Source organism: Caballeronia sp. PC1 (genome assembly GCF_021353155.1).
In the GTDB taxonomy this organism is placed as follows: domain Bacteria; phylum Pseudomonadota; class Gammaproteobacteria; order Burkholderiales; family Burkholderiaceae; genus Caballeronia; species Caballeronia cordobensis.
This window is the reverse complement of sequence record NZ_JAJUBH010000003.1, coordinates 1,211,079-1,229,551: the sequence shown is the minus strand read 5'-3', so window position 1 is coordinate 1,229,551 and position 18,473 is coordinate 1,211,079. Positions and strand designations below refer to the sequence as shown.

The window sequence follows — 18,473 nt, the reverse complement described above, 5'->3', positions numbered from 1 at the left end:
GCCGCCTCACTGTTCGAGGATTGCCTTCGCGATAATCTCGCGTTGCACTTCGTTGGTGCCGCCATAGATGGTCGGCTTGCGCAACTCCAGATAGCCGCCCGTCACGCCCGCCGCATGCACGGGGCCGGGCGTCCAGCCGTCGAAGCCGCCCGCGAGCCACGCCGATGCATACGGCCACGCGTCCGGACCCAGCACCTCGAGTTGCAGCGCGGCGATTTCCTGCTGCAACTCCGAGCCGCGAATCTTCAGGATCGACGCCTCCGGGCCCGCGCCACGGCTGCGCGCCTCGGTCGCCACGCGCAGCAACAGCATCTCCAGCGCGGTGATCTCCATTTCCACGCGCGCGATCTTCTCGCGCACGCGGATATCCTCGATGAGCGGCTTGCCGCCCGATTGCGCGCCTGCCGCGTAGTGCTTGAGCAGGTTCAACTCGCGCAGACAATTGCCGACGCCCGCAATGCCCGTGCGTTCGTGACCGAGCAGATACTTCGCGTAAGTCCAGCCCGCGTTTTCCTCGCCGACGAGATGCTCCAGCGGCACTTTCACGTCGTCGAAAAAGACTTCGTTGACGTCGCACGCGCCTTCGAGCGTCGTGATCGGACGCACGGTGATGCCCGGCGTTTTCATGTCGATGAGCAGCAGCGAAATGCCCGCTTGCGGCTTCGCCTGCGGATCGGTGCGCACGAGACAGAAGATCCAGTTCGCGTACTGCGCATACGACGTCCACATCTTCTGGCCGTTCACGACATAGTGATCGTCCTTGCGCACGGCGCGCGTCTTGAGCGATGCGAGGTCCGAACCCGCGCCCGGCTCCGAGTAGCCCTGACACCACAACTCATCCGACGAGAGGATGCCCGGCAGGAAGCGCTTTTGCTGCGCTTCATTGCCGAATTTCATCAGCACGGGTCCGATCATGCTGAGACCGAACGGCAACTGCCGCGGCGCGCCCGCGAGCGCGCATTCCACTTCGAACAGATGACGTTGCAGCGTGGTCCAGCCCGTGCCGCCGAACGCGACCGGCCAGCCCGGCGCGCCCCAGCCGCGCGCGTGCAGGATGCGCTGCCACTGCACGAAGTCCTCGCGCCCGAGATGACGATGACCCAGCACCTTGTCGCGAATGGATGCCGGAAGCTTTTCCCGGACGAAGCGCTTCACTTCCTCGCGAAAAGCCAGATCTTCTTTCGAATACGTTATGTCCATATGCAATCCTTATCGTTCACGATACGCGCTTCTGCGCACGCACCGGAATCTCGTTGCGCGGGTCCTGCGTCAGAACGAGATCCCAGAGCGCCTGCCCGACCGGCTCCTTGCGCTCTTCATAAAGATGGCCGATCAGCCCCGCCGCGCGCCCCACCAGCATGAAGCCACGCGCGAGCAGCGGATCAAGCCCCATGTCGCCGATGATCGCGCCGATCGCGCCCACCGCGTTGATCGGCAGCGCCTTGCCGCGCTCCTCGCGAAACACGCGCTCGATCGCGAACATCAGGCGCCAGTGCTTGCCGAAGTAGCCGTTCTCGCGCGAGACGCCCGCGAGCGTCGCCACGCGCGGATCGCCGTTCACATGGATCGGATGGCCCACGCCGTAGATCGGCTGCTTCTTCTCCCGCGCGCGCGCCAGCGCCTGACGCGCGCATTCGAGCACGGCTTCGTCGCTGGCGTCGTCGCTCAAGTCCTTCGCCGCTTCGATCAGCATTTCCGCCGCGTTCTGCGTCGTACCGAGAAACACGCTGCCCGCGCCGAGCAGACCGGCCGCGACCGCCGCCTGCATCGCCTCGGGCGCGCCGAGATAGGTCAGCCGCGCACTCATTGCGCTCGGCGTGAGACCGTGATCGCAGGCCGTCACGAGAATCAGATTGATCATGCGTTTCTCGCGCGCGTCGGGCACGCGGTTCAGGATGGTCAGCATCATCGTTTCGATGAAATCCATCTTGCCGAGAATCTCGTTCGACAGATCCTTGCCGCGCACGGTGATCGTGTCGATGGTCGTATAGCCGATTTCCGTCTTTATCATGAATCGTTCCCTGTTCATTGAGCGGCGGGCGTCGCGCCGGGACGCCTGCTCACCATCATCTTCACGAGGCATTCGCACACCACGTCGCCGTGCTGGTTGAGCGCGACGCGCCGGAATTCGACGATGCCCCGCGCGGCATTCGAGGTCTCGCGCCGCCCCGTCACTTCGATGCTGACCTTGATGGTGTCGCCGATCAGCGTCGGACGCGGAAAGCGAAAGCTCGTTTCGAGCATGCCGACGAGCGACGGCTCCAGCAGTTGATTGATTACCGTGCGCGTATTGAGCCCCGACATGATCGACGCCACCAGCATGCCGTGCGCGATGCGCGTACCCCACGCGGTGCCCGCCGCATATTCGGCATCGACGTGCACGCGGTTATAGTCCGCGCTCAAGGCCGCGAAGCTCACCACGTCCGCTTCGGTGACGGTGCGGCTCGACGTTTCGAATTGCAGGCCCGGCGTCATGTCTTCCCAGTAAAAGCGCAGCGCCGAGACATCGTGCGGTGCGCAGACTTCCATCGTGCTCATGACGCGCTCCTATACGATGGCCGACATGCCGAGCACTTCGCGCCCGACGATGAGCGTCTGCACCTCGGCGGTGCCTTCCGGAATGACGCCGCCGCTCGTGTCGCGGAAAATCCGTTCGAGCGGATATTCCGTCGAATAGCCGAGGCCGCCGTGCACGGCGATCGCGATCTTCGCCACTTCGTGCGCGGCTTCGGCGGCATAGAGCTTGGCGATCGAGCATTCGATGCGCGACGGCAAGCCCTTTTGCAGCGAGACGGCAGCCTTGTAACCGAGCGCGCGCGCCGCTTCCGTGCGCACCATCATGTCGACGATATGTTTTTGCACGAGCTGGAACTGGCCGATCGGCTTGCCGAACTGCTTGCGCGTCTTCGCATATTCGACCGACAGGTCGAGCGCCGCCTGCGCCGCGCCGACCGCGCCCATCGCGATGTTCATGCGGCCGTAGTTCAGGCCGATCGCCATCGACTTGAGCGCCGTGCCTTCTTCGCCAAGCAGATTTTCTTTCGGAATGCGAATGTCTTCGAGAAAGAGCTCCGACGTGCCCGAGGCCTTCAGCACCATCTTGTCGACGAGACGCGCATCGATGGGCGTTGCCGCTTTGTCGACGAGAAAGAGCGAGGGTTTGCCGTCCGAGGTCGCGCTGTAGGTGCGCGCGAGCACGATCGCATAGTCCGCCGCGACGCCGTTGGTGATCCACAGCTTCGTGCCGTTGAGGAGGTAGTGATCGCCCTTGTCTTCCGCGCGCGTCTCGACGCCCGCCGGGTTGGAACCGTGATTCGGTTCGCTGAACGCCACGCAGGCGGCCTTCTCCGAGGCGAGCACGGGCGCGAGAAAATGCGCTTTCTGCCGCGCGTCGCCGTGCTGGCTCACGAGCCGCAGGAACACGTTGGTGATATTGACGATGGTGCGCAGCGAGCCCCAGTAATAGCCGGCTTCCTCCAGCATCATCGCCCAGGTGACGAAGTCGAGCCCCATGCCGCCCGATTCCTCGGGCAACATTCCGCCGATATAGCCGAACTGGCTTACGCCCGCGAGCACGTCGAGGGGAATATGCCGCGCCTTCTCGCATTCGTCGATGCGCGGCGCGACTTCATTGCGCAGATAGCGGCGGATGCTGTCGCGCAGCGTGATCTGATCCGCGTCGAATTCAAAGTCCATCGTTGATCTCCGGTGCGAGTATCAGGAAGAGAAACGTCCGCCGGTCACGTAGAGCGTGACCCCGGAGATATAGCGCGCGCGCTCCGACGCCATGAACGCCACCGCGGACGCGATGTCGTCCGGCACACCGAGAAAGCCCACGGGCGTTCTCGCGACGGCGTTCTCGCGCAGCGTTTCGTAGGTCGGATTGGCGCGCATCAGCTCGGTTTCGACGAAGCCGGGCGCGACCGCGTTGACGGTGATGCCGAACTTCGCCTGCTCAAGCGAGAGCGCACGCGTGAAGCCGACGAGGCCGAGCTTGGCGGCGCTGTAATTCGTCTGCCCCGGATTGCCGAAGACCGAGCGCGACGCAATGTTCACGATGCGCCCCCACTTGCGGGCCATCATGCCGCCCAGCACCGCGCGGCTGCAGTGAAACGCGCCCTTGAGGATGGTGTCGATCACGGCGTCCCACTCCGTCTCGTCCATCTTCGTGAGATAGCGGTCTTTGTTGAAACCCGCGTTGTTGACGAGAATATCGACAGCGCCGAATGCCTCCGATGCCTGCGCGACCATGCGTGCCACGGCGTCGCGATCGCATACGTCGCAGCGCGTCGCGATGGCGCGCGCGCCGCTCGCCTCGATCTCGGCCGCGACCTGCTCGGCGGCGGCGAGATCGATGTCGGATATGACGACGTGCGCCCCTTCGCGCGCAAGCGTGCGCGCCACCTCGGCGCCGATGCCCCGGCCGCTGCCGGTGACGAGCGCAGTCTTGCCGCTGATGCCCAAATCCATGTCTTGCGTCTCCCGTTTCTGTCTTCTCGAAACGCGCGGCGCGACCTCTTGCGCCACTCGTGCGGATACAGACTACGAGTTGGGAGCGCCGCGTTCAACGCGGAAAACGGGTGGTGGGCGGGGAGATTCGGGTGGGAGGAAGAGAAAGCGCGCCCTTGCGAACGAAGGGCGCGCCGCGGATCAGGCGGTGAGTTCGCTGACGGCGCCGCTTTCCAGCATCACGCCGAATGCGTCCGCCGAAAGGGGCACGGCCAGCAGGAAACCCTGCATTTCATCGCACATCATGTCCTGCAGCCGGTCGAGTTGCGATCCGGTTTCGACGCCTTCCGCGACGACGTCCATATCGAGCGAATGCGCGAGCGCGATGATCGCCGAGACGATCGCGCGCCCTTCCTGCCCGTTTTCGTCGAGTCCGTTGGTGAAGAAGCGGTCGATCTTCAACTGCTTGGCGCGAAAACGCTGCAAATACGCGAGACTCGAATAGCCCGTGCCGAAATCGTCGATGGCGATCTCGAAGCCATTGTTCTGAAACGCGCGGATCATGTCGATGGTGCGCGGCGCGTCCTGCATCGCCACCGTCTCGGTGATCTCGAACATGAGCTGCTCGCTCTCCACGCCTTCCTCGCGCACGATCCGCAGAATATGCGCGACGAGGTCCGCCTCGTGCAACTGCCGCGGCGACAGATTGATCGCCACCTTCACGAGCGGATGGCCTTCGCCGCGCCATTTCGCGAGTTGCCGGCAGGTCTCGCGCACGACCCAGTAGCCGATCTCCACGATCTGCCCGGAACGTTCCGCGATTGGAATGAATTCGATCGGCGTCAAGGTGCCGATCTCCGGATGATCCAGCCGGATCAGCGCCTCCGCGCCCGCCAGTTCGCCGCTCTTGCCGCGAAACTTCGGCTGGAAGAGCAGATAGAAATGACCGGCGTTCAGCGCCTCGTGCAGCGCCTGCTGAATCTGCATCGTACGCAAAGCCGCTTCGTTCATGCTCGCCTCGAAGAAGCGATACGTGCTGCGCCCGCCGCGCTTGGCCTCGTACATCGCGACATCGGCGTGCTTGAGCATCGATTCGACGCTCTCGCCGTCCTGCGGATACAGCGCAATGCCGATGCTCGGCATCACCTGCAACGGATGATTGCCCGCGTGCAGGCCCTTTCGCATGGTGTCGAGTATGCGCTCGGCCATTTTCTCGGCGTCGGCCGGCGCGTTGAGGTTTTCCAGCATCACGACGAACTCGTCGCCGCCCAGACGCGCCACGGTATCGCCGCCGCGCACGCATTCCTGCAGCCGTCGCGCGAACGCCTTCAGCACTTCGTCGCCGACGGTATGGCCGAGCGAATCGTTGATGGTCTTGAAGCCGTCGAGATCCATGAAGAGAATCGCGAAGCGGCTGCGGTCGTGCCGCGCGTTCCTGATCGCGCGGTCGATGCGCTCGTTCATCGTGCGGCGGTTCGGCAAATCCGTGAGCGTGTCGAAGGTCGCCATGCGCACGATCTGCCCGTTCAGGCGCGACACGGACCCGGCGAGCAGCGCCGTGCGCGCATCGAAGCGCGACAGGACGAGCGTGATGATCAGGATCGCCAGCGTGAACATCGCGATCGTCGTGGCGAGCCAGCGCGCATCGACGTCGTTGGCCGCGCCGCAAATCGAGCCGGGCAGAAACTGCGCCGCCGCGTTGCCCGTGTAATGCATGCCGGTGATCGCGATGCCCATCACCACGGCCGACGCGATGCGCTTGCCCAGCACGTTCTTCTGGCTCGCGTCGGCCAGCGTGTGCGCGATCCACAGCGCCACGCCCGACGCGACCACCGCGATCACGATCGATGCCGCAAAGAGCCACGGATCGTACTGGATCGCCGGCTGCATGCGCATCGCGGCATCGCCCGTATAGTGCATGGCCGCGATGCCCGCGCCCATCAGCAGGCTGCTCGTGAGAATGCGGCGCGCGGTGAGCCGCCTGCTCGTGATGACATGGAGCGCGAAAAACGACACGAGCACGGCGATGCCGAGCGACGCGGCGGTGATCTTCAGATCGTAGCCGAGCGGAATCGGCAGTTCGAACGCGAGCACGCCGATGAAATGCATCGACCAGATGCCGATGCCCATCGACGCCGCGCCGCCCGCGAGCCAGACATGCCGCATGCGCGACTGCGAGAGCATCGCGATGCGGCCGGAGATATCGAGCGCGGTGAAGGAAGCGAGCGTCGCCACGACCAGCGATGCCGCGACCAGCCAGAAGTTGTAGGTGCCGTGCATAGCTGCCAGTAGCCGGAGACTTGTTTGCGTGAGCGTCTTATCGGCTTGCAGGCGTGCTTCTTTAGGCTCGAAACAGTGAATATTCGCGGCGCGTGGCGCGCAAACGTCAAAGCTGCGAATCGAGCAGCGCGACGATGCGTTCGATGAGCTTTTCAGCAAGCGGACGGCGGCGCCAGTCATCGAGCGTGATGCGTTTCGCGTGGGTGACGTCGTCGTCGAAAATCGCGGTCTGCTGGCGCGCGAAATCGCGATCGTAGATATTGAGGTTGGCTTCGTCGTTGAGCTTGAACGAGCGGCTGTCGAAATTGGTCGAGCCGACCGACACCAGATACTCGTCGACGACGATGAGCTTGCAGTGGAACATCGTCGGCTGATACTCGAACATCTCGACGCCCGCCGCGAGCAGATCGCCCCAGCACGCGCGCGACGCCTCGCGCACGGTGTGCGTGTCGATGCGCTTGCCCGGCGTGATGATGCGCACCTCGACGCCGCGCCGCGCCGCCTCGACGATCGCGTTGATCGTCAGCTTGTCCGGCACGAAGTACGCGCTCGACAAATGAATGGAACGCGTCGCGGCGGTGATCGCCATGAGATACATCAATTGCATGTCGTCGCTGCCGCCCGAAGGCGAACTGCTGAACATGTGCGCGAGGCCGTCGCCCGCGGCGTCGATTTCCGGAAAATAGTTCGCGCCATGCAGCACGTTGCCGGTCGCCTTGACCCAGTTGTCCATGAAGACGGCCTGCATCTGCCCGACCGCCGGGCCTTCGAGGCGAAAATGCGTGTCGCGCCAGTGCTTTTCGTCCTGCGCGTGCCCGGTCCATTCCTCGGCAATGCCGACGCCGCCCGTGAAGCCGATACGCCCGTCGATCACGAGCAACTTGCGGTGCGTGCGGTCGTTCATGCGCCCGAGGCCGGTCCAGTGCGGCTTGTGATACTGGATCACTTCCGCGCCCGCCTCGCGCAGCATGCGCAGATAGCGCTTGTCCATCTTCGACGAGCCCACCCAGTCGAGCAGGACATGCACGGCGACGCCCTCGCGCGCCTTCTCCGACAATGCGCGGGCGAAATCCTCGCCGATCGCGCCCGACCAGTAGATGAACGTCTCGAAGGTGATCGTCGCCCGCGCCGAGCGGATGCCTTCGAGCATCGACGGGAAAATCGCGTCGCCGTTCACGAGCACCTGGAAGCGGTTGCCGCCGATCACGGGCGGGCCGAGCAGCAGGCCCATCGAGCGGATGAATTGCGGATCGTGGCTGCCGTACAGGCGTTCGATCTTGTGCTCGATTTTCTTCTCGCCGCTCGTCAGGTTCGCGATCACGAGCACGACGGCGAGCGTCGCCACCACCGTCAGGACTATCAGGGCAATCGTCGGCATGCGCGGCCTCGCGAAGCGAACATTCGTCCGGAAGTCTAGTTTAAGCACGTTCCGGACCGCGCGTTCCGTGCTTGCCTGATCCGCCCCTTAGCTCTTCGCCGGCATCCAGCCCTGATCCTGGCCGAGTTTGGCGATCTGCTTGGCGATGCTGTCGCCGAGGCGCTTCTCGTCCGACGACACATCCGCGTGCTTCTTCTCCGACAGGCCGTGCACCCCGCCCGACACCGCGAGCGAGGTCGCGACATGGCCGGCCACCGCGCCGACGCCCGCCATTTCCGCCACGCCCGGCATGTGGCCGCTGTCGGCGTTCGCGTCGAACTGTTCGAGCAATTGCGGCGTGCCGTGCGCGGGCTTGTAGACGAGCTGGACGGTCGCGCCGACCTTGCTTTCGCCCGCGCCGAGACCGATCAGCACGCGGCGGCGGCGATTGCCGGCGTCGATCGTGCTGAAGTTGCCTTCCACGACGAGCACGTTCTGGTCTTGCGGCGGCGGCACGTCGGCGCGCACGGCGCGCAGGCCCATCGACTGAAGTTTCGCGACGATTTCGTTGGCGACTTCCTCGCGCGCCGCGATGGCGTCCTGCGCTTCTTTCTGCGCCTGCGAATCGCCCGAAAACGCCGAGCCGATCTTCGAGATCATGCCGTGATTGTCGAGCTTGACCTCGCTTGCGTCGCTGGCGAAGGGGTAGACGTAGATGGTGTCGGGGCGCGCGGGCGCGGCGGCGGTCTGCACGTATTGGCTGGCGCTCTGGCTATATTGAGTCGCGGCTTGCGCGGGATTGCTCGCGAAACCCGCGAACACCGCCGTGCCGACGAAGAGCCCGGCCAGCGCCGCGCCACGCGCCTTGTTGACGATTGCGCCGAGCGACGAGAATTTGATCGAGTTGGACATGTTGCATCTCCGTGCCGGCCGCGCCGGGAATATGAGTGGATGGATGCGTGATGCGGCTCTCGTTTCTCGCTGCTGCTTCGTTTTTCGATCACGCAGGCGCACTATGAACGACGGCTGCGCGCGAGGCTATCGAGCATTTATGTCGCGGGGTTTCATCGGGCACAAAGGCCCGTGGCGCAAGGCTCAGCGGCGTATCGGGCCGTACAGGCCGAGCTGCTCGATCTGCGTGGATTCGCCCGTGCGCGGAACGATCGACGCGCGCTGTGCGGCGAACCAGCGGCCGAAATCGCCTTCGAACTTCATGCCGCCCTGATGAACGAGATTCGACCGGGTGTCGATGACGGGACGCACGCCCAGCGCCGCGACGCGCCGGCAAAACGCGTAATCCTCGGACAGATAAAAGCCCGTTTCGGGATCGATCATCGTGTCGAAGAAGGTGTAGTGGAAATCGGCGTTCGCGGCACGCGCCGCTGTGCCGAACTCGCTCGGATAAGGCTTGTATTGCAGTTCCGGGAAACGTTGCATGAGTGCGAGCAGCACTTCCCGCTTGATCATCATGAAGCCAGTGGGCACATCGACGACTTCCAGGAAGCCGTCTGCGTCGGGGGAGCCGGATGCGGCGTGCGGGCTCACCGGGAAACGCGAGAAGCGCGCGCGGAAATCGGCGCGGCGCGTGCCCGCGGGCAACGCTTCGGCCAGGCCGGATGCCGGCCAGCCGTCAACTTTCAGCGGATAGACACCTGCGGCGACGGGCCGGTCCGCATGCAGGAGCCGGAACACGTCAGCAGCCGTGAAGCCGATGTCGCTGTCGATCCACATGAGATGCGTGAAGCGTTCATCGGCGAGAAAGTTGGCGACCATCACGTTGCGCGCACGCGTGATGAGACTCTCGAAATTGTTGAAACCCACGGTAAAGGTCAGTCCTTCTCTGGACCCGGTGTGGGTCAGATCGAGCAGGCCGTTGATGTAGCACGTGGCGGCGGTCCCGCCGTAACTGGGCGTCGCGATATATAGATGCGCTGGCGTGGGGGAATCGCTCATGGTCTCGTTGAATCGATGGACGTGCCCGGAATGGACCGCAAAGTATAACGGCCTCTATTTGTCATCCTAACTAGATAGTTCCTAAGCGGCCTCGCCATAAAGACGACGTTCGGCATGTTTTGTGCACAACAGGCTGCTTCTGGTTAACATCGTCGGAACGCGTCGCGCACGTTCTCGACGCATTCCGCAACACCTTTCCCAAAGGAGCACACATGGATCTCAAGATCGCCAACAAGCTCGCGCTCGTATCCGGATCGACGAAGGGCATCGGTCACGCCATCGCCGTGGCGCTCGCGCGCGAAGGTGCGCGCGTGATCGTCAACGGCCGCTCGCAGGCGTCCGTCGATGCGGCGCTCGCGAAGCTGCGCGAGCTCGTGCCGAACGCGCAGGCCGAAGGTTTCGCGGGCGACGTATCGGACGCCGCGCAGGTCGACGCGCTCGTGCAGCGCTTCCCTCACGTCGATATCCTCGTGAACAACATGGGCATCTTCGATCCGAAGCCTTTCGAGGAAATTTCCGACGACGAATGGCTGCGCTTTTTCAACGTGAACGTGATGTCGGGCGTGCGGCTCTCGCGCGCGTATCTGCCGAAGATGAAGGAGAAAAACTGGGGCCGCGTCGTGTTCATCAGCAGCGAGAGCGGCATTCAGATTCCCGTCGAGATGATTCATTACGGGCTCACGAAAACGGCGCAGCTCGCGCTTTCGCGCGGACTCGCGGAAACGTGCGCGGGCACGGGCGTCACGGTCAATTCGGTGCTGCCGGGGCCGACGAGCTCCGAAGGCGTCACCGATTTCGTCGAAAAGCTCTCGGGCGGGCAAAGTTTCGACACCTTCGAAAAGCAGTTCTTCGAAGAAGCACGCCCGACCTCGATTCTCAAGCGTTTCATCACGCCCGAGGAAATCGCCAACACGGTGGCTTACGTGTGCTCGGAATTGTCGTCGGCGACGAACGGCGCGGCCTTGCGCGCGGACGGCGGCGTCGTGCGCGCGGCGTTCTGAGCGCGCGCCGCTGCTTCGACGTTATTTCGACGCGAGTTCGCGCGCCTGGTCGAGCGCGGCGACGATGGCCGCGACGGTTCGCTCGCGCGCGGCCTCGTCGTTCTGCCGCAGCGCATACGACGGGTGATAGGTCGCGACGACGAGCCTGTCGCCGTACGGCACGACCCGCCCGATGTGCGCCGAGAGCGTCGCGCGCCTGCCGAACAGCGCCGAGAGTGCGGTCGCACCGAGCGTGACGATCACGCGCGCGCCGGTGCGCTGCAATTCCTGATCGAGCCAGTACGAACACGCCTCGACTTCCTGCTGCGCGGGCGTCTTGTGCAGACGGCGCTTGCCGCGCGGCTCCCATTTGAAATGCTTCACCGCGTTGGTCAGATAGACCTGCTCGCGCGGCACGCCGGCGCGTTGCATCGCGTCGTCGAGCAATTGTCCCGCCGGCCCGACGAACGGCTCGCCCTTCAGATCCTCCTGATCGCCCGGCTGCTCGCCGAGCAGCATGATGCGCGCATCCGCCGGCCCCGCGCCGCCCACGGCCTGCGTCGCGTTGCGCCACAGATCGCAGCGGCGGCACGTATCGAGCGAGGTGGGCGCATCGCGTTCGGGCTGCGCTTCGCTCGCTTCGACCTGAACCGCCTTGCCGCCGAGCGCGCCCACGCGCGGCGCCTGCGCGACGCGCCGTGCGCCGCCGCGCGCATCGCTCACGAGTTGCGGAATGAGCGCGCCTTCGGGCAAGCCTTTCCAGAAGCGCACGGGCATGTGCTGTTCGAGCGCGGATTCGTTCAGGCGCGCGGGATTGAAAATGCTGCGGTAGTAGGTCATCCAGAGCGCTTCGGCGGCGTCGGGCGTATCGGGCGAATGTTGGCTCGCGTATTCCGATGCCAGCGCGCGGCGGCGCTCCAGTTGCAGGCGTTCGCCGTCGAACAGGGCCGCGCCGTCGGGCGTCGCGATGAGCCACGTCGAGCGGCCCATGCGCGCCGCGAAATGCTCCGCGCCCCAGGCGAGCACGTCGTGGTCCGGCTCGTACCAGGCAACGTACTCGGGCGCGCCGAGCGACGCGTCACGCTGGCGAAAGCGCACATACGCGATCATGTCGTGCTGCGCGCGGCGCACGGCCTTCGCCATCTTGTAGAGACGCGCGCCGTCCTCGTCCGCGGGCGATGCCGCCGCGCGGTCGCCCCGCGCCCAGCGCCACAGCACGCGATACAGAAAACTCCAGCGGCGCGCATCGCGGAAATGGGCGGCGTCTTTCAATAGCGCCGCGAGTTCGCGCGACACGCGGATCTGCGGCGCGTCGGCCGAAGCGACATGCGCCGCGGTGTCGCCGAACAACGCGGGCGCCGCCTGCGACGTGCGCCAGTCGACCGACTCGGGCGTCAGCCCTTGCGCGAGCGCATCGAGCGCGGCGGCGCGCCAGGCGTCGAAATCGTCGTCGATGGCGATGACGCGCATCAGATCAGCGAAAGCTGCACCGGACCCGTGGCGAGCGCGCGCCGCAAATCGTCCGACGACGCCTCGGTGAGCGGCGGCCGGTAATCCGCCGTGACGATGAACGGTTTCACCTTGTCCATGCCGCAGCGCAGCCGCACGAGATCGTGATAGCGCACGCGCCGCGCACGCCGCAATTCGACGATGCGCTTCGCGTTGCGCATGCCGATGCCCGGCACGCGCGCGATCATGCGGGCGGGCGCGGCGTTCAGGTCGACGGGAAAGCGTTCGCGATGCGCGAGCGCCCACGCGAGCTTCGGATCGACATCGAGCGGAAGGTTGCCGGCCTCGCCGAGCAATTCGGCCGCGCCGAAGCCGTAGCCGCGCATCAGAAAATCCGCCTGATACAGCCGATGCTCGCGCAACAGCGGCGGCGCTTTGGACGGCACGCCCGACGGGCTGTCGGGAATCGGGCTGAACGCCGAGTAATAGACGCGCTTCAACTGATACGAGCCGTACAGCGTTTCGGCGGTGCCGAGGATGGTGCGGTCGTCGGTTTCGTCCGCGCCGACGATCATCTGCGTGCTCTGCCCCGCCGGCGCGAAACGCGGCGCGCGCGGCTCCGCTTCCGATTCCTCGCGCGCGACGCGGATATTGCCCATCGCCAGCTTGATCGTGCGGCCGCTTTTTTCCGGCGCGAGACGTTCGAGGCTGATCTCCGTCGGCAACTCGATGTTCACGCTCAGGCGATCCGCGTAACGCCCCGCCTGCGCGATGAGTTCGGGGTCGGCGTCCGGAATCGTCTTCAAATGGATGTAGCCGCGAAACTGGTGCTTCTCGCGCAGCATCTTCGCGACGAGCGCGAGTTGCTCCATCGTGTAGTTCGACGAACGAATCACGCCGGAACTCAAAAACAGGCCGTCGATGTAATTTCGGCGGTAAAAATCGAGCGTCAGGCTGACGACTTCTTCGGGCGTGAAGCGCGCGCGCGGCACGTTGCTCGAGCGGCGGTTGATGCAATAGCGGCAGTCGTACAGACAAAAGTTCGTCAGCAAAATCTTGAGCAGCGAGACGCAGCGCCCGTCCGGCGTGAAGCTGTGGCAGATGCCCGAGCCGGTGCTGGCGCCAAGGCCGTCGATGCCGCGCGACTCGCGCTTGGGCGCGCCGCCGCTCGCGCACGACGCGTCGTACTTGGCGGCGTCGGCGAGAATTTCGAGCTTTTCGGAGAGATCCATCTTGAAGGCTATACTGTATGTATATACAGTATCTCACATGGGTATTCGAGTCAACGGTTGCGCACACTTCGGACCTGCCCACGAACTCATCACCGGAGCCGCTCATGCGTTTCGACTACAAGACGTTCCATATCGACTGCACCGCGCGTCATGACGAAGACGGCAGCTACTACGCGCACGCGCGAATCACGCGTTCGCCCGGAGATCACATCGGGCATCTTGAAGTGTTCGAATCAGGCGAACTCGATGCCTTCGCAAGCGAATGGGACGCCGTGCATTGCGCACGCGCGTGGGCTATCGAATGGTGCGACGAGGCGGTGGCCTAGCGCATCGTCAGCGCGCGGGCACTGCCGCGCGGCACGGCGATTGCGGAAGATGGTTGGCGGCGCCGCATTCGTTTGTCAGGCGGCGCGTACCAAGACCATCGATCAACGGGAGGACACCATGAAGAACGCGAAGAGAAGCTTGCTTGTTTCGGCCATGATCCTGAGCCTGTCGGGCGCGGCGTTCGCGCAGGGCGCGGGCGGCGGCGGAGGGGGCGGAGCCGGCGCTGGCGGCGGCACGGCGGGCGGCAATGGCGCTGGCCAGGGCGGCACCGGCATGAGCACGCCGAACAGCGGCGGCGTGACGGGCTCGACCTCGGGCGCATCGGGCGCTAACACCATGGACTCGTCGCAAGGCGGCAAGATGCACAAGAACAGCAAGAGCGGTTCGAGCAGTTCCGGCTCGGGCTCATCGAGCGGCGGGGCTTCCAAGTCGTACTAAGCGTATCGGCTTGCGCCGTGCGTGCTCTGTGAATTTGCTCGCGCTCGGGTTTCGCAACGAACCCGGGCGCGTTTTTAACGTCGTCTGTCGGCTTACCCCTCCAATGCATCCCTGCGAAATAGGGATTTCCTGCTCGCTCGCATCGCCGTAACTTGGCTCCTGAGCGCTTTCGTCGTTCAGACGCGGCTGCATTGCCGTTTTCAGCGCTCGATCCTGTTTATCGACCAAGCTGCAAGGAGTCCGAGAATTGCGTTCCCGGCTGCTTGTGCGTTCGTTTCAAGGAGCTGGAACATGAAGGCGAAACTCAATCCGAAATTCTTCGCGATGATGGCCGCTTGCGCGCTCGCGACCAGCGTCGCCAGCATCGGCGCGGCGCGGGCTCAGGGCATGACCGAAGCGCAACAACAACTGATTCAGACGATGCGCCCGATGGTTATGGCGCAGGCCACGCCCGATCAGCAGCAGACTGCCGCGATGCCCGCAGCGCAAACCGACGAAACCGCATACGGCGGCATGTCGGCCGGCATGAGCGCTTCCGCGGGCGGCCGCGCTCAGGGTGGCTGCAGCGACAAGCCGCGTTGCGACGTTTTCTTCGGTCAGTGATGTAACGAGGCATTCGGCGCGTAAAAAAACCAATGGCCCGGCGCACACACGCCGGGCCATTGTCCATTCGACGCCAGAACAATCAGGCGTGCCGATGCTCCGTCATCCCCTCATGCGCCGCACCCTCGGAAGCATCACGCGCCATCGCAGCCTTCTTCGCCCCCGGCGTCTCCCGCCCACGCAGCGAGCACCCCACCGTCTCGGTGACGAACACCAGCGCAACCGCGCCCACCGCGCACGCGGCCATCATGTAATACGCCGGCACCAGCGTGCTGCCCGTGCGGCCGATCAGCCAGTCGGTGACCATCGGCGCGGTGCCGCCGAAGATCGACGTCGACACGTTATAGGCGATCGCCATGCCCGCATAACGCGCCTGCGTCGGGAACATCGCGGGAAACATCGCCGAGATGCTCGCCAGTTGCGGCACGTAGAGCAGCCCCAGCACGGCGAGTCCGATCAGCGCCCCCGCGATGCCATGCGACATCAGCGTGAACATCGGCACGGCGGCGACGAAGAGGCCGACCAGCGACAGCCACCACACCTTCTTGCGCCCGATGCGATCCGACAGCGCGCCCGCGAACGGCAGCAGCACCATCATCGACAACATGCCGATCAAGGGCAGCAGCAGCGAAAGGTTGTCGCTCATGCCGAGTTCCTTCTTCATGAAGGTCGGCATATAGGCGAGCAGCACATAGTTCACGACGTTGAGCGCCACGACGAGGCCGCCGAGTTGCAGCAATGGCTTCCAGTACTGCGAGAACAGTTCGCGCAGCGGCACGCCCTTGTGCTGCTCGCGCTCCGCCGCTTCGGCGCATTCGCGGAACACCGGCGTGTCTTCCATCTTCGAGCGCAGGTACAGGCCGATCAGACCGAGCGGCGCCGCGACGAGAAACGGCAGGCGCCAGCCCCACGCGTGCATCGCGTCGTTGCCGAGCACAACCGAGCAGCCGAGCATCAGGAACGCGCCAAGCGAGAAGCCCGCGAGCGTGCCGAATTCGAGGAAGCTGCCGCAAAAACCGCGCTTGTGATCGGGCGCGTACTCGGCCATGAAGGTCGCCGCGCCGCCGTACTCGCCACCCGTCGAGAAGCCCTGGATCATGCGCAAGGCGATCAGCGCCACGGGCGCCCATATGCCGATGCTCGCATACGAAGGCAGCAGGCCGACGACGAGCGTCGCCATCGACATGATGAGAATGGTCAGCGCGAGCACGTGCTTGCGGCCGAGCCGGTCGCCGAGCGGTCCCCAGAACAGTCCGCCGAGCGGCCGCACGAGAAAGGAAATCGCGAAGGTCGCGAGCGCGAAGAGCGTCGCCTGCGCGGTGCTGCCGGGAAAGAGCGCGGCCGAGATGTAGGTGAGGCCGTAGCTGTAAATGCCATAGTCGAACCACTCGGTCGCGTTGCCGATGGCCGATGCCGCCATCGCGCGTCGGATCGGGCCGCGCGCGTGGGCATCGCCGGACGATACCTGCGCGTCCTGCCTCGTGGTGGGTTGCACGTAACTCATAGTCGTTTTCCGGATGCGTCAGTGACCCGGTGCCGCGCGAATTCGCGCATCGCACCGCCTTGAGGTCAAGATACAGACGCATGCCGCCCGCCCGGCATGTCCTAGGACGATTAGCGCGCTGGGGTTTTCCCCGAAGCCCGGCCGATTCTCGCCGCCCGCCGAGCAACGCGAGCGCGTGTCATAGGACATTCAGCGCGCCGCCAGACGGCGTTCACGGCTCGGGATTGGCGATGTCCGCCGCGACGATACGCCCGCCGAGCGCCTCGGCCGCGCGCCGCGCATCGTCGCTCGATTCGAACGGGCCGATGGTCTCGCAGCCGTCGAAAGGATAGAGCACGCGCTTGTCGCGCTTTCTCACGACTTTCAGGGTGCCGATGTGCATGCCCGTCGCGTTCACTACGTACGACGCATAGATGTCGAAGCCTTCGTGGGTCCCGGCTTCGGATGTCGGTGTGGTTCTGGGCATCGGTCTGGACATGTTTCGCTTGGGACGGGTCGGCAAAAGTGATGGCGAGAACGGTCGCATCTCGTCGATGCGACGCGTCTGCGTTCAGCGACACGTCCAGCAAACTGCGTTCCGCGCCATGGGCGGCGGCGACCGGCAGAGGTCGGAAGACTATGCCTGCGTGCGGGCGTCTCTCGCGCCCGCGGCCGGGAGAACGTTGGCGCTCGCTCGCAGCACCGGCTTGTTGGTGTCCATCTGGCGCGCCAGAACGAAAGTCAACGCGTTTTTAGCGCCGACATCCTCGGGCTGAAGCGACAGCGCGTTCCGAAGCAACGCTTCGGCTTCGATGAAGTGCCCGGTATCGATCAGCACGAAGCCGAGACCGCGGCATGCTTCGAAGAATACGGGCCGCAGCGCCAGTGCCTGTCTGAACTGCGCTTCGGCGCCGCGGAAGTCCATACGACGGTGCGCGACCAGGCCGAGGCCGCAATGCGCCTCTGCCGATGCGGGTTGCATCGTGCGGGCGAGTTCGTAGGCGGCCTCGGCGTCCGCGAGCTTGCCGGCGGCAAGATGCACGTCCCCGAGCCCGAGATGGAAGTCGATTCTTTCCGAGTCCAACGCAAGGCCGCGGCGAAACGCGGCTTCCGCTTCGGCAAGTTTTCCCTGCCGGCGCAGCGCATCGCCCAAAGAGAAATGCGCTTCGACGAGCGCCGGTTCGCTCGCTATGGCCTGATCGAGCGCCTCCGTGGCTTCGATCAGACGGCCTTGCATAACTCTGACGCAGCCGAGCACATACCGGGTGATCGCACCTTCTGGATCGAGCTTCACGGCCTGGCCGATCATCGCCTCGGCCTCGTCGCCGCGTCGCATGTTCATCAGGAGGAGCGCGAGATTCGCATGGACCGGCGCCGAGTCCGGAGCAAGTTGCAGCGCGCGCTGCAGCAGGGCTTCCGCATCCGGGAAGCGGCCGAGTTGCCGCAACACGAGCGCCAGGTTGTTATGCGCCGCGACCGAATCCGGATGCTCGGCCAGATTTTGACTCAGTGCTTGTTCCGCCTGTTCCAGACTCATTTCAAGACGGCTATTGGTTTGATTCATGTGACTCTCGTGCAAGCAAAGGATGGATATGAATGGCGAACGCCGCGCCAGCATCGGCACAGGGCTTTCACCGCGAAAGCCAGTCTAGGTAAGGACGCGGCGCGCAACGATAGGAACGTTCAGAAAATGTCTTAGCTCCCCGGGCGAGGCACCTTAAGCAAAGCCTTGTCTCACGGCCTTCCGCCGTTTCATGCATGAATTCCGTAACAGACATTTTCGAATTGGCGCGTGGAACGCAGGCAGACCGCCCGATCGGCTAACGGATCAGGTCGGCAAATTGCTGGTGATCCCGGCGCGATTCGCCGCATCGATTTTTTGTCGCCGGGCGTCCCGCAGCGCCTTTAAGCACGGGCCTGCC

Annotated in this window: 18 protein-coding genes; 4 read left to right on the top strand and 14 right to left on the bottom strand. The window is 64.7% G+C overall.

Annotation, left to right across the window (positions count from 1 at the left end; all coding sequences use genetic code 11):
* Positions 1-6: 6 nt before the first annotated feature.
* The 9 genes from LY284_RS30150 to LY284_RS30110 form a co-directional block, all read right to left on the bottom strand.
* Positions 7-1,200: an acyl-CoA dehydrogenase family protein gene (locus LY284_RS30150; protein ID WP_233389798.1), complete on the bottom strand. Its 1,194-nt coding sequence runs from the start codon at positions 1,198-1,200 to the stop codon at positions 7-9.
* Between the two features lie 16 nt (positions 1,201-1,216).
* Complete coding sequence (locus LY284_RS30145; protein WP_233389796.1) at positions 1,217-2,011, bottom strand: citryl-CoA lyase; 795 nt, start codon at positions 2,009-2,011, stop codon at positions 1,217-1,219.
* Positions 2,012-2,025: 14 nt separating this feature from the next.
* Positions 2,026-2,538: a MaoC/PaaZ C-terminal domain-containing protein gene (locus tag LY284_RS30140; RefSeq protein ID WP_233389794.1), complete on the bottom strand. Its 513-nt coding sequence runs from the start codon at positions 2,536-2,538 to the stop codon at positions 2,026-2,028.
* A gap of 9 nt (positions 2,539-2,547) precedes the next feature.
* A complete protein-coding gene (locus tag LY284_RS30135; RefSeq protein ID WP_233389792.1) occupies positions 2,548-3,696 on the bottom strand; it encodes an acyl-CoA dehydrogenase family protein in 1,149 nt (382 codons plus the stop codon).
* A gap of 21 nt (positions 3,697-3,717) precedes the next feature.
* Complete coding sequence (locus tag LY284_RS30130) at positions 3,718-4,470, bottom strand: SDR family NAD(P)-dependent oxidoreductase (RefSeq protein ID WP_233389790.1); 753 nt, start codon at positions 4,468-4,470, stop codon at positions 3,718-3,720.
* Positions 4,471-4,650: 180 nt separating this feature from the next.
* Positions 4,651-6,729, bottom strand: coding sequence for a bifunctional diguanylate cyclase/phosphodiesterase (locus LY284_RS30125; protein WP_233389789.1), 2,079 nt, complete (start codon positions 6,727-6,729; stop codon positions 4,651-4,653).
* 106 nt (positions 6,730-6,835) lie between these two features.
* Complete coding sequence (cls, locus tag LY284_RS30120; protein ID WP_233389787.1) at positions 6,836-8,107, bottom strand: cardiolipin synthase; 1,272 nt, start codon at positions 8,105-8,107, stop codon at positions 6,836-6,838.
* A gap of 87 nt (positions 8,108-8,194) precedes the next feature.
* On the bottom strand, positions 8,195-8,998 hold the full coding sequence (locus LY284_RS30115) for a DUF4410 domain-containing protein (RefSeq protein ID WP_233389785.1): 804 nt from the start codon (positions 8,996-8,998) through the stop codon (positions 8,195-8,197).
* Positions 8,999-9,181: 183 nt separating this feature from the next.
* Positions 9,182-10,039, bottom strand: coding sequence for a hypothetical protein (locus LY284_RS30110; RefSeq protein ID WP_233389783.1), 858 nt, complete (start codon positions 10,037-10,039; stop codon positions 9,182-9,184).
* Positions 10,040-10,251: 212 nt separating this feature from the next.
* Between LY284_RS30110 and LY284_RS30105 the strand changes: the two genes are divergently transcribed.
* Entirely contained in the window at positions 10,252-11,040 is a 789-nt protein-coding gene (locus tag LY284_RS30105; RefSeq protein ID WP_053571572.1) for an SDR family NAD(P)-dependent oxidoreductase, read from the top strand.
* A 21-nt stretch (positions 11,041-11,061) separates the two neighbouring features.
* Here the strand turns inward: LY284_RS30105 and LY284_RS30100 are convergent, their stop codons facing one another.
* Positions 11,062-12,489, bottom strand: coding sequence for a UdgX family uracil-DNA binding protein (locus tag LY284_RS30100; RefSeq protein ID WP_233389781.1), 1,428 nt, complete (start codon positions 12,487-12,489; stop codon positions 11,062-11,064).
* Positions 12,489-13,700, bottom strand: coding sequence for a putative DNA modification/repair radical SAM protein (locus LY284_RS30095; RefSeq protein WP_233389779.1), 1,212 nt, complete (start codon positions 13,698-13,700; stop codon positions 12,489-12,491). Before LY284_RS30095 ends, LY284_RS30100 begins: the two co-directional genes overlap by 1 nt.
* A gap of 104 nt (positions 13,701-13,804) precedes the next feature.
* On the opposite strand from LY284_RS30095, the gene LY284_RS30090 reads away from it, so the two are divergent.
* The 3 genes from LY284_RS30090 (at position 13,805) to LY284_RS30080 (ending at position 15,068) form a co-directional block, all read left to right on the top strand.
* Positions 13,805-14,026 (top strand): hypothetical protein, encoded by a 222-nt coding sequence (locus LY284_RS30090; protein ID WP_053571575.1) that lies wholly within the window; start codon positions 13,805-13,807, stop codon positions 14,024-14,026.
* Between the two features lie 118 nt (positions 14,027-14,144).
* Entirely contained in the window at positions 14,145-14,465 is a 321-nt protein-coding gene (locus LY284_RS30085; RefSeq protein ID WP_041733940.1) for a hypothetical protein, read from the top strand.
* A gap of 291 nt (positions 14,466-14,756) precedes the next feature.
* Positions 14,757-15,068: a hypothetical protein gene (locus LY284_RS30080; RefSeq protein WP_233389777.1), complete on the top strand. Its 312-nt coding sequence runs from the start codon at positions 14,757-14,759 to the stop codon at positions 15,066-15,068.
* Between the two features lie 82 nt (positions 15,069-15,150).
* On the opposite strand, the gene LY284_RS30075 is transcribed toward LY284_RS30080, so the two are convergent.
* The 3 genes from LY284_RS30075 to LY284_RS30065 form a co-directional block, all read right to left on the bottom strand.
* On the bottom strand, positions 15,151-16,572 hold the full coding sequence (locus LY284_RS30075) for an MFS transporter (protein ID WP_233389775.1): 1,422 nt from the start codon (positions 16,570-16,572) through the stop codon (positions 15,151-15,153).
* 211 nt (positions 16,573-16,783) lie between these two features.
* Positions 16,784-17,038: a DUF6723 family protein gene (locus LY284_RS30070; protein ID WP_014252662.1), complete on the bottom strand. Its 255-nt coding sequence runs from the start codon at positions 17,036-17,038 to the stop codon at positions 16,784-16,786.
* A 150-nt stretch (positions 17,039-17,188) separates the two neighbouring features.
* Positions 17,189-18,115 (bottom strand): tetratricopeptide repeat protein, encoded by a 927-nt coding sequence (locus LY284_RS30065; protein ID WP_233389773.1) that lies wholly within the window; start codon positions 18,113-18,115, stop codon positions 17,189-17,191.
* Positions 18,116-18,473 lie beyond the last annotated feature (358 nt).